Origin of the sequence: Lachnospira sp., assembly GCF_016290755.1 — a bacterium.
GTDB lineage: Bacteria > Bacillota > Clostridia > Lachnospirales > Lachnospiraceae > Lachnospira > Lachnospira multipara.
Map to the genome: position 1 here is coordinate 1 of NZ_JAEEVD010000004.1, position 16,131 is coordinate 16,131.

General features: G+C 36.0%; 13 protein-coding genes, 1 tRNA gene and 1 pseudogene. All 15 read right to left on the reverse strand.

All coding sequences use genetic code 11. The features are described from left to right. Window positions 1–751 (reverse strand): annotated as a pseudogene (locus QVA17_RS02215) (cell division protein FtsA); the annotation flags it as partial. A gap of 72 nt (window positions 752–823) precedes the next feature. Then, window positions 824–1,417, reverse strand: coding sequence for a dephospho-CoA kinase (coaE, locus tag QVA17_RS02220; RefSeq protein WP_287386157.1), 594 nt, complete (start codon window positions 1,415–1,417; stop codon window positions 824–826). 14 nt (window positions 1,418–1,431) lie between these two features. Beyond that, window positions 1,432–4,110 (reverse strand): DNA polymerase I, encoded by a 2,679-nt coding sequence (polA, locus tag QVA17_RS02225; protein ID WP_287386158.1) that lies wholly within the window; start codon window positions 4,108–4,110, stop codon window positions 1,432–1,434. A gap of 15 nt (window positions 4,111–4,125) precedes the next feature. Continuing rightward, the gene (locus tag QVA17_RS02230; RefSeq protein ID WP_074521210.1) at window positions 4,126–4,518 is read right to left on the reverse strand and encodes a hypothetical protein; all 393 of its coding nucleotides are present in this window, start codon (window positions 4,516–4,518) and stop codon (window positions 4,126–4,128) included. An 87-nt stretch (window positions 4,519–4,605) separates the two neighbouring features. Continuing rightward, a tRNA-Leu gene (locus QVA17_RS02235) sits at window positions 4,606–4,688 on the reverse strand. 361 nt (window positions 4,689–5,049) lie between these two features. Then, window positions 5,050–6,489 (reverse strand): glycogen synthase GlgA, encoded by a 1,440-nt coding sequence (gene glgA, locus QVA17_RS02240; RefSeq protein WP_287386160.1) that lies wholly within the window; start codon window positions 6,487–6,489, stop codon window positions 5,050–5,052. A gap of 196 nt (window positions 6,490–6,685) precedes the next feature. Further along, window positions 6,686–7,741 carry a C40 family peptidase gene (locus QVA17_RS02245; protein WP_287386162.1) on the reverse strand — a complete coding sequence of 352 codons (1,056 nt, stop codon included), beginning with the start codon at window positions 7,739–7,741 and terminating at the stop codon, window positions 6,686–6,688. 73 nt (window positions 7,742–7,814) lie between these two features. Further along, a complete protein-coding gene (gene recN, locus QVA17_RS02250) occupies window positions 7,815–9,494 on the reverse strand; it encodes a DNA repair protein RecN (RefSeq protein ID WP_287386164.1) in 1,680 nt (559 codons plus the stop codon). 14 nt (window positions 9,495–9,508) lie between these two features. After that, on the reverse strand, window positions 9,509–9,997 hold the full coding sequence (gene argR / locus QVA17_RS02255; RefSeq protein ID WP_051195344.1) for an arginine repressor: 489 nt from the start codon (window positions 9,995–9,997) through the stop codon (window positions 9,509–9,511). A 32-nt stretch (window positions 9,998–10,029) separates the two neighbouring features. After that, window positions 10,030–10,875, reverse strand: coding sequence for an NAD(+)/NADH kinase (locus QVA17_RS02260; protein WP_103952042.1), 846 nt, complete (start codon window positions 10,873–10,875; stop codon window positions 10,030–10,032). 36 nt (window positions 10,876–10,911) lie between these two features. Beyond that, window positions 10,912–11,721, reverse strand: coding sequence for a TlyA family RNA methyltransferase (locus QVA17_RS02265; RefSeq protein WP_027430700.1), 810 nt, complete (start codon window positions 11,719–11,721; stop codon window positions 10,912–10,914). Continuing rightward, entirely contained in the window at window positions 11,721–13,586 is a 1,866-nt protein-coding gene (dxs, locus tag QVA17_RS02270; RefSeq protein WP_287386166.1) for a 1-deoxy-D-xylulose-5-phosphate synthase, read from the reverse strand. Before dxs ends, QVA17_RS02265 begins: the two co-directional genes overlap by 1 nt. Window positions 13,587–13,686: 100 nt before the next feature. Further along, window positions 13,687–14,673 carry a polyprenyl synthetase family protein gene (locus QVA17_RS02275; protein WP_287386167.1) on the reverse strand — a complete coding sequence of 329 codons (987 nt, stop codon included), beginning with the start codon at window positions 14,671–14,673 and terminating at the stop codon, window positions 13,687–13,689. Continuing rightward, window positions 14,660–14,941: an exodeoxyribonuclease VII small subunit gene (xseB, locus tag QVA17_RS02280; RefSeq protein WP_287386168.1), complete on the reverse strand. Its 282-nt coding sequence runs from the start codon at window positions 14,939–14,941 to the stop codon at window positions 14,660–14,662. Before xseB ends, QVA17_RS02275 begins: the two co-directional genes overlap by 14 nt. Beyond that, window positions 14,925–16,127 (reverse strand): exodeoxyribonuclease VII large subunit, encoded by a 1,203-nt coding sequence (gene xseA / locus QVA17_RS02285; protein ID WP_287386169.1) that lies wholly within the window; start codon window positions 16,125–16,127, stop codon window positions 14,925–14,927. The genes xseB and xseA overlap by 17 nt, the downstream gene beginning before the upstream one ends. Between the last annotated feature and the right edge of the window lie 4 nt (window positions 16,128–16,131).

Genomic DNA, 16,131 nt, shown 5'->3' on the forward strand with positions numbered 1-16,131 from the left:
CAGTGATTTCATCTCCTGCCACAGGAATCATGCCAAAGGCAATAATGCTGCCATCCTTAGTTAGGCAAATATCGGAAGTTCCAGCTCCCACATCCACCAAACCTAGATTAAGCAGTCTAAAGTTTTCTGGTACTGCAATATTAATAGCTGCAATAGGTTCTAGAGTAAGGCTAGCCACCTTTAGGTCAGCGTGCTCCACAGCCATATACAAGCTATCTACAACTTCTTCTGGTAAAAATGTAGCAATTAAATCTACTTCTATCTTCTTTGCCTTATGGCCTTCAAGATTGCTAATTTCAAAGCCATTAAGAAGATATCTTACAGCGGAATGACCTACGCAAAAGAATTTCGCTTCGGTATCCTCTTCGTTTACCTTTTTATGTGCATTTTCAATGGCCTGTAATTCCATAGAGAAAACGTGATCCTTAGTGATTCTTGTTTCCTCATCAAATTCCATTATGCCCTTTGTATTAATAGTCTTTAATACTCGACCAGCCGCAGCAATACACACATCCTTAAGTTTAGTGTCAAGTTGAGCCTCTAAGTCGTTTTTAACCTCAAGGATTTTCTCTCCAACCTTGTAGATGTCATGAATCTGACCATCAAGCATAGATCTGCTCTCATGCTCCCTCTCAGACATAGCTACAACCTTAAAGATGTCATTTTCTACACAACCAACCACACCTACAACATTTCTTGTTCCGATGTCCAACCCGAAAACAAGGCTGTCTAGACCAATTCGTGTTTCCATCCCAAATACCCCCTAAATATAAAGTAAGGTCAACTAGTATATTAAATTCACGTTTAAATTATTTTTAATATATCATAAATTTAGCAAACTAGCAAGTTTTCCTTTAATATTCTCTATACTTGTATCATTGTCTATTGTATGGTCTGTTCTATTTTTAAAGTCTTCTTCTGAGAGCTGGGCCTCAAAGATTTTGTCGATTTTCTCATCTGAGTAGCCACGACTCTCTCTTAATCTATGCCTTCTTGTTTCTTTACTTGCGAAAATGTACCAAGTCTCGTCACAAAATACATCATAGTGATCTTCTAGCAAAAGGGCAGCCTCAACAAAGCAAAAATCCACGTCTTCCTTAATCTTATGCTCAGTGATTTTCTTTATAATCTCCTGCTTAGTTAAGGGATGAACTATGCTATTTACAAGGATTCGCTTGTTGGGATTATTATAAATAATCTTTGAGAGCTTACTTGTATCAATGGCATCTTTTGTCTCATTTAGAATTTCTTCCCCAAAGAATTCTATTAAGTCTTCAAAGGCCTTATTTCCCTTAAAATACATGGACTTTGCCACATCATCTGCCATTATAATTTCGCAGTTTGTCATTTCCTTTAAAAGAGAAAGGACGAGGGACTTTCCAGCCCCCACGCCTCCTGTAATACCTATTGTTTTCATATTATTCCTTTTAATTAATGGCATTCAAGCCAGTTTTTACCAATATTTAAATCAATTTCAAGGGATACCTTTAATTTAGCAGCTTCCTTCATGCCCTTTTCAATGATTTCTCTTACCTTCTCGATTTCATCATTAGCAACCTCTACTAATAATTCATCGTGAACCTGTAAAACAAGGTGTGACTTTAAATTTGCCTTCTTTAATTCATCATAAACTCTAATCATGGCAATCTTAATAATATCTGCTGCAGTTCCCTGAATTGGAGCGTTCATGGCGATTCTTTCACCGAATTTTTTTTGCTTAAAGTCAGATGCCTTTAATTCAGGAATAGGTCTACGTCTGTTAAACATAGTGATTGAGTATCCATTTTCCTTAGCATTCTCAACTAAGCCATCAATAAAGTCCTTAATAGATGGGTAGCTTTCAAAGTACTGATCGATATACTGCTTAGCTTCTTTTTTTGAAATACTTAAGTCTTTACTTAAACCAAAGGAGCTAATTCCATAGATAATACCAAAGTTTACGGCCTTGGCATTTCTTCTTTGAAGGTCAGTTACATCTTCAAGCGGTGTGTTAAATACGTGAGATGCAGTAGCTCTATGAATATCTACGTCTGAATTGTAGCTTTCAATAAGCTTTTCATCCCCTGACATATGAGCAAGGATTCTAAGCTCAATCTGTGAGTAATCCGCATCAATAAAGCTAAAGCCTTCTCTTGGAATAAATACCTTTCTAAATAACTTACCCATTTCCATTCTAATTGGAATGTTTTGTAGGTTTGGATTAGTAGAGCTGATTCTTCCAGTAGCTGTAATTGTCTGGTTGAAGTTTGAATGAATTCTACCATCCTCTCCTATATATTCTGTTAAACCGTCAGCATAAGTTGACTTTAACTTAGCTAACTGTCTGTATTCTAGGATATCATTAACAATTGGATAATCCACTGCTAACTCTTCTAAGACATCAGAGGCAGTTGAATAACCACTCTTTGTCTTCTTCTTTACAGGCATGCCAAGCTTTTCAAAAAGAATAACACCTAACTGCTTTGGAGAATTAATATTAAATTCCTCTCCTGCAGCCTTATAGATGCTTGCCTCAAGGTCTTCTATTCTTTCTGCAAGAACTGCTGAGTAGTCAATTAATTCCTGTTTATCTACTCTTACGCCCTGCTTTTCCATTTCGTATAAAACAAAGATCAGTGGCATTTCCATATTAATAAATAAGTCATACATGTCCATTTTTTTCAAATTATCAAGGATATTATTGGCAACCTTTAAGTAAATGTATGACTGTAGGCAAGCGTACTTAACTAGATTCTCATTATTAGTCTGGCTAGCCTTTTCTAAGTTGTCCTTACCAATTAACTCAGCTCTTGCTGGCAGGTTAGTGTCCATATAAGTTCTTGCAAGGGCTACATAGTCGTAGCTTTCATTGTTTGGTGCAAGTAAATATTCTCCAACAGATACGTCAAGGAATGCATTTTCAGGGACATCTGAGTATTCATAAAGACTTGTTGTGTCCAAAAATTTCAAAACAGATTTCAAGCCTGAAGTAACAATTAATCTGCCATCTGCTAGCTTAATTGCCTCACGAAGTCTTGTTACAAGGTAGTTTTCATTCACAAAACCAGTGCATGGAATATAGTAAATCTCCTCATCTGAGAGACTAAGGGCAATGCCTGATAAACTTTCCTCTGCAAGTACTGCCAAACCGATTTGCTTGCTGCTCTCTACCATTTCCTTTACTTTATTAAAAATGTTTTCCACCTCGCTAAATTCAGTAACTTCCTTGAAATTATCGTAAACTTCAAGTTCTTTTTGAGGCATGTCCTTATCAAATTTAGATAACATATTCTTAAAGTTATAACGCTTAAATAATTCATAAGAATCTGCATTAAACATATCATCAAGGCCTGCTGACTCTAATTTAAAGCCAAGGTCTACATCTGTTTTAATTGTAACTAAGACTTTACTTTGTCTTAAAACTTCAATGTTATTTCCAATATTTTCCTTCTGCTTTGGCTTTAGTTCATCTAAATGCTCAAATACATTTTCCATAGACTTATACTGGGCAATAAGCTTAGTGGCTGTCTTCTCACCAATACCAGGAGCACCAGGAATATTATCAGATGTATCGCCCATTAAGGCCTTAACATCAATAAATTCAAGAGGTGTAACGCCGTAGGTCTCGAAAACATTTTCAGGTAAATAATCTTCAACCTCAGTGCCGCCCTTCTTAGTTTTTGGAATTCTAATCTTAATATGCTCCTCGCAAAGCTGGAGTAAATCTCTATCACCAGAGACGATTACTACATCAAGTCCGTCTCTTGCGCTTGTCTTTGCAATAGTTCCAATAATGTCATCTGCTTCAAAGCCTTCGCAAGTTACAACATTAATATTCATGCTTCTAAGTAGGTCCTGCATAAGGGGCACCTGCTGCTTAAACTCTGGTGCTGCGGCCTTTCTTGTGCCCTTATATTCCTTATACATTACATGTCTAAAGGTAGGGACAGGCAAGTCGAAAGCTACAGTTAAGTAGTCAGGCTTTTCCTCATCAAGGAACTTAAACATGATATTAAGAAATCCATACATGGCATTAGTGTGGATTCCTTCGCTGTTTGTTAGGTCAGGTATGCCATAAAAGGCTCTATTTAAGATACTGTGACCATCTATTAATACAATCTTCTTTCTCATTTTTCCTCCAATTAATTACAAATAGTTTATGATAAACCAGATTATACAAGTTAAAAGCATAAGCATATTAACTGTCATTAGGAAATATCGATTAAGCTTTCTGCGTTTCTTTATTCTTTCTTGTTTTTGCTCTTCAAGCTTTAATTTCAAGTCTACTATACCTGCAAAATCAAGAGAATCGAAGAGCTTTTGAAAAGCGTGCCTGTTGGCAAACTCTTCCTTTGATCTCATCTGATTATCTATTATATCATCATCGGATAATCCATATTTAACAATGTAATATATCTCAAGCTCTTCCCTACAATCGGGACAAGTTTTTAGATGATTAATAAAATCCTCATTCATTTTAAATGATAATCTTGATTTATCAAAGTCTTCGAATTGATTTTGAAAATCTTTACATTTCATATAAGACTCCTTTTTATCCCTGCTTAGGATTTCTCCGACTAAATTAAAAAAACCACCTAAGCCAACTGACTTAAGTGGTTAAGTTAATGCGGATGGCGGGACTTGAACCCGCACGATGTCACCACCGGCAGATTTTGAGTCTGCTGCGTCTGCCATTCCGCCACATCCGCGCGCTTAATTAGAATATCATAACTTTGCACTAAAATCAAGGCTAATTCAGAACAATTCTAACTTTCAACTATCTATTTTTTGAAGATAAAAGACATCTAATATTGTAAAGCGGACATTCGGAATCCGCTTCGCTACTTCCTCATGAACGCAGTGGCACTTTGTGCCACCTGTCAGAAGGGGCTTTAACCCCTTCTGACACTAGTAAGCTTTATACCCCCGCTTAAAGCTTACGCTTTTGAAGCGGGGATTGCTTACACTGCGTTCAAAAAACATTTTATTCATCTAGCCAAATTAATTTGACTAGATGAATAAAACAAAAATAAATTCTAAAATTAATTGTAATAGGAATTACAAAAGCAATTAGTATAAAGATCTATATAACTCTTCATACTTCTTAGCAGATGTCTTCCAAGAGAAGTCTGCATTCATGCCTCTATCTACAATCTTATTCCACTCTCTCTTGTGGTTGTAGTAAACGTCCTTTGCGTAGTTTACAATGCCAAGCATTTCATGAGCGTTATAGTTTGCAAAGGAGAAGCCTGTTCCCTTGCTTTCATATTCATTATAAGCCTCAACTGTATCCTTTAGACCACCTGTTTCACGAACAATAGGTACTGTTCCGTATCTTAGGGCCATTAACTGGCTTAAGCCACATGGCTCAAAGAGTGATGGCATAAGAAATGCATCACAAGCCGCATAAATCTTATGTGACATTGCTTCTGAATAGTAAATATTAGCTGAAACTCTGTCATTATATTTCCAATCGAAATGTCTAAACATGTTCTCGTAACGTTCTTCACCGGTACCAAGTACTACTAACTGAACGTCTTCACTACATAGCTCATCCATAACATAGGCAATTAAATCAAGACCCTTCTGATCTGTAAGTCTTGATACAATACCAATCATAAACTTTGACTTATCTTCCTTTAAGCCAAGTTCCCTTTGAAGTGCTACCTTATTCTTCCACTTTTCCTTACGGAAAGTAATCTGATTATAATTAGCAGCTAAGTTAGTATCAGTTTCTGGATTGTATGTTTCGTAGTCGATACCATTTACAATACCACTTAGGCAATTAGATCTAGCATTCATAAGTCCGTCTAGATTCTCACCATAGAATGGTGTCTTAATTTCCTGGGCATATGTTTCAGAAACTGTTGTAACTCTATCGGCATAAACAATACCACCCTTTAAATAATTAGCATCATCATAAGCCTCTAACTTATCTGGAGCAAAATATTCATCAGGAAGTCCTGTTATATCCTTTACCTTCTTTAAATCCCAGATACCCTGGAACTTAAGGTTATGAATTGTCATAATTGATTTAACACCTGAATAGAACTCACCCTGTGAGAAACGTTCTTTTAAATAAACAGGAATTAAACCTGTCTGCCAATCATGACAGTGAATAATATCTGGATTAAATCCGATTACTGGAATTGCAGAAAGAGCTGCCTTACTAAAGAAGGCAAATTTTTCAATATCTTCATGGATCCAACTATAAGGCTTTGGACCACCGAAATAGAATTCATTATCAATGAAATAAAAAGTTACTCCGTCCCATTCTAGTTCAAACACACCTACATACTGAGTTCTCCAAGCGAGATCAATATAGAAATGTGTCTTATAGACCATCTTTTCTCTGTACTCCCAAGGTATACACATAAACTTTGGAAGCATTACTCTTACATCGTATTCCTCTTTGTTAAAATACTTTGGAAGAGAACCTACAACATCAGCTAATCCGCCAGTTTTAATAAAAGGTACCGCCTCTGATGCTATAAATAATACGTTTTTCATTCCTTCCCTCCTAGAACATATAAAATATGCTTTAATTTAGCCTCTCCCTAAGGCTAAAAAATTAGCTTTATTACTTCTCCATTAAAGCTAATAATCTATGGCAAAAATAGCAAAAAAAATAAGTGTGGCCACAGACCACACTTATTATAACATATTTAACTTCCAAACACTAGTTAAATAACGAGATATTCTAAATTTACCAATATCTTCTAATTGATGTTATAGACATTCCTAATCCATATACATTAATTGTACATACCTTCTTACCAGGTACTGGTGCATGAATCATCATGTTATTACCAACGTAGATACCTACATGTCCTGGATAACATATGATATCGCCAGGTTGAGCTTCACTAATACTTGAAATCCTAGTTCCGCCTGATGCCTGTCCAGAGGATGTTCTTGAAACGGAAATTCCTAACTGATTGAAAATGTAATAAATCAATCCAGAACAGTCAAAACCTGTAGATGGTGAAGCACCACCACTTACATAACTATAACCAGTATATGAGTAAGCCATGCTTACAATCTGGTTTGCTACCGAACTGTTATTATTAGCTGTAACAGTTGTAGTTGTAGTTGTAGTTGTAGTAGTTGTTGTTGACTTCTTTGCTGATGCTGCTGACCTAGCTGCTGCTGCAGCGGCTGCCTTCTCAGTTGCATCTGCGATTAATTCATCGTAGTTTTCAATAGAGGCTTCCTGCTCTTCAATAGTAGTATATAGACTTGCTTGCTTGTCAGTTAATTCCTGACTTGTCTGTGCTAAAGCTTCTTCTTTTTCTTCAACTTCAGCTTTAAGATCTGCAACAGCCTGTGCTGTAGCTGCCATCTCATCTAACTGTTCACGATCATAAGTGTATACTGACTGTAAGTAGTTAGTCTTATTAAGTAATTCACTCATGTCTGCAGAAGATAAGAAAACATCTGAGATTGTTGCTGACTGATCCTCGTACATGTACTTGATACGTAACTTCATATCATCGTACTGCTGTGCAAGTTTCTCTTCAGCCTCTGCTAACTGTTGATTAACCTCTTCTTTCTCTTCAGTTAAATCAGCTGCTTGTTGTTCTAATTCATCAATCTGTACAAGCACGTAAGCTAACTGATTCTTTAAATCATCAAGTGTGCTTTCTGCCTGACTCTTTTGATTCTTTAGAGTTGTTACATCATCATCAGCAAAAACTGCTGAAGCTGCAAGTGATGTAATCAACAAAGTTGCTGCAAATGTCTTAAATACTCTCTTGCGCATACTCTTCCTCTCCATTATTTTATTACAGAATTATTAAAATCCTGTTAAAACACTTTTAAAGTATACTCCACCTTTAGGAAAAGTTCAAGTTTTTAGAACGACTTTTTAATTCCTTGGCATTAGTAAGAGTTGCTTTTGTCATCTCTCCATCACCAAGAAGTCTAGCAAGTTCCTTAATAGACTCTTCTTCAGATAAAGCTTTTATATTACTAATAGTTCTATTATTAGATAAGGCCTTTTCAATAATAAAATGCTTAGAGGCCATAGCTGCAATTTGTGGTAAGTGAGTGATACAAATTATCTGATTTGAATTTGATAGACTAAGAAGTTTAGCTGCAACCATAGAGGCTGTCTTACCACTAATACCTGCATCAATTTCATCGAAAATGTAACTAGTCTGATCATTTTTACTTGCCATAATACTTTTAAGCGCTAGCATAATTCTTGAAAGCTCACCACCAGAGGCAACCTTTGATAAAGGCTTAATCTCCTCACCTGGGTTTGTGCTAATCATAAAGGTAATCTTATCAACACCCTTTGCACTAAGTGGACTTTCACTAAAGTCAATTTCAAACTTAACATCAAGGAAATTAAGTTCCTTTAGAGCCTTAACAAAAGCAGCTTCTAATTTTTTAGCTCCAGCTTTTCTAAGGTCACTAAGCTTAGCTGCAAGTTTTTTACACTCTTCTTCTTTAGCTGTAACTTCCTTTTTCTTTTTACTATATACATTGTCAAAATCTAAGTATTCTTCAAGTAAAGCCTGCTTTTTATCAAGATTTTCTAATATATCCTCAATAGTCTTACCATATTTCATCTTAAGATTATTGATTAAATCAAGTCTTTCCTCAAGTTCATTAAATCTCTCTTCATCAAATTCTAAATCATCCATGTAATTTGAAACCTGATGTGCCACATCTGAAATTAAATCCTCAATAGATGATAAAGTGTTTGATAAATCCTCTAGGCCTTCATCATATTCAAGGGCCTTATTGGTATGTCTTAAAATGTCTGAAATCATATCAGATACATTAGTTTCACCATCATATAGATTTTCCGATACAAGGGCTAATTCAGAAACGATTTTTTGATAATTTCTCATCTTTGTGTATTCATTTTCCAAATCAGAATCCTCATTAGGACTTAAATTAGCGGCACTAATTTCATTAATCTCAAATTCAAGGAAAGAAGTTTGTCTATTTCTTTCTTCCTCGTTAATATTAAGTGCTTCAAGGGCCTGCTTAGCCTCTTTAAATTCTTTATAGGCAGACTTTAAGTCAGATAAAACTACAGCTGCTTCGTTTTTAATATATTCATCAACGGTCTCAAGCTGTTTATTCTCATCTATTAAAATCTGATTATCTCTTTGTCCATGGATATTAATTAAGAGATTGGCTAATTGCCTTGTTTGACTTGATGTAAAAGATTGTCCGTTTACTTTAATAGTTGAACGGCTTGGAGAAATTTTTCTAGAAATCACTAATTCCCCCTCATCAATATCTAAGATACCAAGCTCTTTAAGCTCTTGTCTTGTTTTTTCATCTTCTACATAAAATGTTACTTCGGCTAGGCCGTAATCGCAGCCCGTTCTAATAAAATCAGGGCTAGTTTTAGCACCAAGAGCTGCGTTAATTGAACCTAGGATTATAGATTTACCAGCGCCAGTTTCGCCAGTTAAAATATTTAGACCTTCTTCAAAGTCGATGTTCTCTTCCTCTATAAGAGCAAGATTTTTTACATGTAAATTAACTAACACCCCACTACCTCTCTTTACTCAAAGTCCTCATTTCCATCTTTGTGACTTGGTTCCTCAGCTACAAACTTTCTAATTCTACTCATAACCTCAAGAGCTTCCTTCTCAGTTCTAATAGCACAAAGAATTGTGTCATCACCTGCAACAGCACCTACAATTTCAGGCCACTTTAGGGCATCGAAGGCCGCACAAACAGCCATTGCCATACCTGAAACTGTCTTTACTACTAAAATGTTTTGAGCCACGTCACATGATAAGAAGCCCTGTCTTAAAACACCTTCGAATCTTCCGTTAAGGGCTACATTTTCATTAGTAGGAAGGGCATACTTCTGGCTTTTTGAACCAGAGGCTACTTTAGTTAAGTTAAGCTCTCTAATATCTCTTGATATAGTTGCCTGAGTAGCGTTATAACCTGCATCAAGTAAGGCCTTAGCTAATTCATCCTGTGTTGCTATATCGTAAGAAGTAATAAGCTCAACAATTTTTTGTTGTCTTGCATTCTTCATTTTAAAATTTTCTCCTTTTTTACATTTCTTTATTACATTTTATCCCTTATTCTTTCTAGGAAAGAAGCCTTGTTGGTCTTAATAAACTTGGCTATCTTCTTTGATCTACATACCTTAATTTTATCCCCTGGTAAGCAATCAATAAATTTTTCTCCGTCAAAGGTTGCAACTCTTCTATCTGCCGCCTTTTTATTGTCTTTAATAACTATAGTTACGCAATCCTCTGCTCCAAAAATAATACTTCTTGAATTAAGAGAATGTGGGCAAATTGCAGTCATTAAAATAAGATTGGCATTTGGCTGAATAATTGGACCACCTGCAGATAAGCTGTAGGCTGTTGAGCCTGTGGCAGTGGATAAAATCACGCCATCCGCCATGTAAGTAGTCAAATACTCATCATTTACATAGACGTCATACTCCATAATAGAGAGATTACCTGACCTATTTAATACTACATCATTAAGGGCGGTCTCTTCAAAGATAAGTTTGTCGTCACGATAGATTTGTCCATTGAGCATCATTCGCTCATCAATTAGGTATTGATCTTTAAAGAGCAAATCGATGGTGTCATAGACATTTGCCATATCTGTATCTGTTAAATAACCAAGAGTTCCAATATTAACCCCTAGAAACGGAAGATTTAAGCCATTTAGATCATCCGAGGCCTGAATTAGAGTACCGTCTCCACCAAGCACAATTATACACTCCACACCTTCAGGAATATTTTTGCAGTCCGTATAATTACAAGCATTCCCAATTAGCTCATAACTATAAATGCTACAAGTTCCGCCCATATTCTTTATATATTGGCATATTCTGTTGGAATAGAGTCCCTCCCTATCCTTTAAAGGATTGGCTACAATAAAAAAATTTTTCATTTGAGCCTCCAAAACACATTTATCTACTAATTTAAATTATTTATCTAATGAATCGTGTGCAGCATTTACCACATCACTAATATTAAATGGCATTTCTTCGTAACTGCCTTCTGTATGCTTCTGAAGATGAATTAAGTATTCAATATTACCTTCAGGTCCCTTAACTGGTGAGAAATCAAGGGCTAAGCACTCAAAGCCTATTGAGATTGCAAAATCAGCAACCATCTTAATTACGCTTTCATGTACTGACTTATCTCTAACTACGCCATGTTTTCCAACCTGCTCTCTTCCAGCCTCAAACTGTGGCTTAATAAGACAAACCATCTGGCCATCATCTGCTAATAATTCCTTTGCAGGGCCTAAAACCTTAGTAAGAGAAATAAAGGAAACATCACAGCTTGCAAGCTGAATCTTATCATCAATATCCTCTGGTGTAACATAGCGGATATTGGTTTTTTCCATGCAAACTACTCTCTCATCGTTTCTTAATTTCCAAGCAAGCTGACCATGTCCTACATCTACTGCATAAACCTTAACAGCACCATTTTGTAACATGCAATCAGTAAAGCCACCTGTTGATGAACCAATATCCATACAAACCTTGCCATTTGGTGTAACATCGAAGTTTTCCATAGCCTTTTCAAGCTTAAGACCACCACGGCTAACATACTTTAAAGTATTGCCTCTAACCTCAATATTAACTGTTTCTGCAAATGTAGTACCAGCCTTATCTTCCTTCTGGCCATCTACATAGACAATGCCAGCCATAATAATGCTTTTAGCCTTCTCTCTTGAAGGTGCTAAATTTCTTTTTACTAATAAAACATCTAATCTTTCTTTTGCCATTATATCTCCTTATGAACTGAAAGGATTCTCTCTTCAATGGAATCCACATCAATTCCAGCTTCTTTCATTAAAATATCAACACTACCATGTTCAATATAATCATCTGGTAGAGAAATTTCTAAACATCTAGGTTTTAATTTTGTATCATTAATCATCTGACAGACTGCTCTACCGAAGCCTCCAGATGCTACATTTTCTTCTAAAGTAACAATTAAACTATGATTCATGCTTAACTCTAATATAAGCTTTTCATCAATAGGCTTAACAAATCTAGCATTAACTAAGGTTACATTAAGGCCTCTAGCCTTAAGTCTTTTTCTAACTTCGTCCCCTAGTTTAACCATGCTACCAACTGCAAGAATTGCTATATCTTTCTCTTTATATAAAATCTCCGACTTAGCAAGCACAATCTCTTCCTTAAATTCGTGGAAGTCAGTGCAAGCCTCACCTCTTGGATAACGAAGGGCTATTGGACCGTTATGTTCTTCAAGGGCAAACTTAAGTCCTTCCTTTAATTCCCAGTCATTCTTTGGAGCAAAGATAGTCATGTTAGGAATTGAAGATAGGAAAGAAAGGTCAAATATACCTTGATGAGTCTCTCCATCTGCACCTACAAGTCCCGCTCTATCTATGGCAAATACCACATGAAGCTGTTGAATACAAACGTCATGTAGGATCTGATCGTAAGCTCTTTGAAGGAAGGAAGAATATACTGCAAATACGGGTTTCATGCCCCCTGCTGCCATACCCGCTGCAAAGGTTGTGGCATGTTCTTCTGCAATTCCCACATCAAAGAATCTGTCCGGGAACCATTTTGAAAATTTAGTAAGGCCCGTTCCATCTGGCATAGCCGCTGTAATTGCACAAATCTTCTTATCCTTCTTTGCCAAATGACAAATTGCATCTGAAAATACACTAGAATAAGTTGGATTCTTTGGCTTGTTTAAAACATTTCCAGTTTTTACATCAAATGGAGCAATACCGTGGAACTTACTAGGATTTCTCTCCGCCTGCTTATAGCCTCGACCTTTTTGAGTAACCACATGAACTATAACTGCGCCATTAATTCTTTTGGCTACCTTTAAGGTCTTAATAAGTTTTTCTGTATCATGACCGTTAACTGGTCCTAGATAAGCAATTCCCATACTTTCAAACAATTGATTTGGAAGGATAATCTGCTTTAGGTTATTCTTAGTCTTCTTTAGGGCGCTAACCATGCGGCTGCCCCCTGGAATCTTATATAAAGAATTAGCTAAATTTTCCTTAAAATCAATATATGAATCCGATGAACGAATATCACTTAACATATATGAAACACCGCCTATATTCTTAGATATAGACATGGCATTATCATTAAGAACAATAATGAAATTTGTCTTTAGTGAAGAGGCGTTATTTAGCGCCTCATAGGCCATACCCCCTGTAAGGGCACCATCACCTATTACTGAAACTACGCTGTAGTTTTGACCCTGACAGTCTCTAGAACAGACGTAACCTAGACCTGCCGAGATAGATGTAGATGAATGACCTGTATCAAAGGCATCATAATTACTTTCATTTCTCTTAGGGAATCCACTCATTCCACCAAACTTACGAAGCCCGTCAAACTGGTCCTTTCGACCGGTTAAAATCTTATGAGTGTAAGACTGATGTCCCACATCCCAAATAATCTTATCCTTTGGTAAATCAAAAGCCAAATGTAATGCAATTGTAAGTTCAACAACGCCTAAATTAGACGCAAGATGTCCACCTGTCTTACTAATATGATTAATAAGAAAGTCTCTTATTTCTTCTGCCAACTGATTATATTCAATTGGCGATAATTTTTTCACATCACCAGGTTTATTAATTTTCTCAAGGATCATAATTTCATCTCAACCACTTTCATTTTATTTAAACGAAAACTAATTTTAGCATTTAGCTGTATTTTTGGCAAATTTTAAACCTTTGTAAGGCTTATTATATCTACTTTTTTCTGCCAATTAACATAACTGCTAATTCAATTAAAAATTCGTTATTGCCAATTTCTTCTAGAATTTCAATTCCCTTTCTAGAGTAGGAATTAACATCTTCATTTGCCTTATCCATGCCATATAAAGTCACATAAGTTGTCTTATTGTTCTTATCATCAGAACCTACTGGCTTTCCAAGCTCATCCGTAGTACTTGTAACATCTAAGATGTCGTCCTGAATCTGGAAGGCAAGGCCAATAAATCTACCTGCAAGCTCTAATTTAGTAATTGTTTCTTCATTAGCACCTGCTAAATAACCGCCTGCCATAAAGGCACATTCTATTAAGGCAGCAGTTTTATTTTTGAAAATGTAATCTAACTCCTCTGCCTTAACCGGCTTATTAGTTAAATACACATCTAAACACTGTCCACCTACCATGCCGTAAACACCTGCCTTTGAAAGTATTACATTGGCGGCATTTGTAGCATTTGTAATTCTTCTAGTCTCTGCCTTAATCTTGTTCTTAACTATTGTCATATTAGCTTCATTAAGGTCAGAATCTAGAAGTTTATTAATCTTTTCCTTAGCATCCTTTGAGATTTCGTTAACTCTATTAAGAATTAGCTCAGCGGCATAATTTAAAAGGCCATCTCCTGCAAGAATAGCCATATCCTCGCCAAAGGCCTTATGTGTAGTTAACTTACCTCTTCTGTATTCATCATTATCCATGGCTGGTAAATCGTCATGAACAAGTGAATATGTATGAATGCACTCAAGAGCTGCCATAAAGTCGTAAAGCACATTGCAGTCATTACCACCGCAAAGTCTGTAGCTTTCAAGCATAATTAAAGGTCTAATTCTTTTACCACCAGCATCTACGCTGTAGTTCATAGCCTTAATTACCTCAAGGGCGTAACCCTCTTCCTTTGGCAATCTCTCATCAATTATATCATTAATAAAATCAACCTGACTAGTTAGTTGCTCTTTAAAATTCTCCATCTGTCTCTTCAATCTCTCCATCTTCATTAATAATAATAATTTCTTTTTCTACTTTATCTAATTTATTATTACAGTCCTTAACAAGGCTTACACCCTCTTTATATAACTTAAAAGAATCATCTAGGCCAATCTTTCCTTCTTCAAGGGCGCCAATAATTTCTTCAAGTCTAGTAAAAGACTCTTCTAGACTAAATTCCTTATTATCTTCTAAATTAAGCTCATTATCAGCCTTTGCTTCAATCACTTCTTCTTTAATCTTCTTTGCCACTTTTACCTCCTACTATAGCCTCTAATTTACCATCCTTTAGGTAGATATTTAAGCTATCCCCTGTGTTAACGTCCTTAATTGAGGATACATTTTTTCCATTATGCTCCACATAAGAATAGCCAGAACTTAGCTTCTTTAGAGGACTTGCCCCCTCAAGCCTTGTAATTAAAAGCTCTAGTTTGTTCTTTTTATTTTGTAAAATGTTACTAAAGGCGTCTTCTAATTGCTCTTCAAGTCTAATTAAATCCTCGCGATTTTTATTAGCTACATTGATTGGATCTAGGAATTTAAGTCTTAATTCATACTTAGAGATTAAATCCCTGTAGCTTGTAATTTTTCTTGACATAGCCAGGTCTAAGCGCCTATTAAGATTATCTATTGTATTCTCTATAACAGTTATATCGCTAACTGCAAGTTCTGCTGCCGCCGATGGTGTTGGGGCCCTTAAATCCGCTGCAAAGTCAGAAAGTGTAAAGTCAATTTCATGACCTACGGCAGAAATTATTGGTGTCTTAGAATAAAAAATCGTCTCAATAACCATAGGCTCATTAAAAGCCCATAAATCCTCAATGGAACCACCGCCACGACCAACAATAATAAGATCTAGGTCTAGTTTATTAAGGGTTTCAATGCCTTTTACAATTGAGTATTTGGCATTCTCTCCCTGAACTAATGCGGGATATAGAACAATCTCAATATAAGGATTTCGTCTCTTTGAAACATTAATAATATCCCTTATGGCAGCACCTGTTCTTGCAGTTACAACGCCAATTCTTTTAGCAAAGGCAGGAATAGGTCTTTTATATTCCGGGGAAAATAAACCCATTTCCTCATATTGTTGTTTTAATTCTAAATATCGTTTATTTAAATCTCCAATTCCATCTTCTTCTATGCTTGTGACATAGAGCTGATATTTACCATCGCGTTCATAGACATCTACTCTTCCATGTACATTTACAGCCAAACCATCCTTAAGGGTGAATTTAAGGCTTTTCGCATTGGAAGCAAACATAATACAAGCAATGGCTCCGGTCTCATCTTTTAAAGTAAAATAAATATGACCGGAGCTATGATACTTGCAATTCGATATCTCTCCCTTTACTTGAACGCTTTTAAGAACGAAATCTTGCTGAAACATGTTCTTTATATAGGAATTGATCTGAGTTACAGTATATACTCCGGCCATTTAT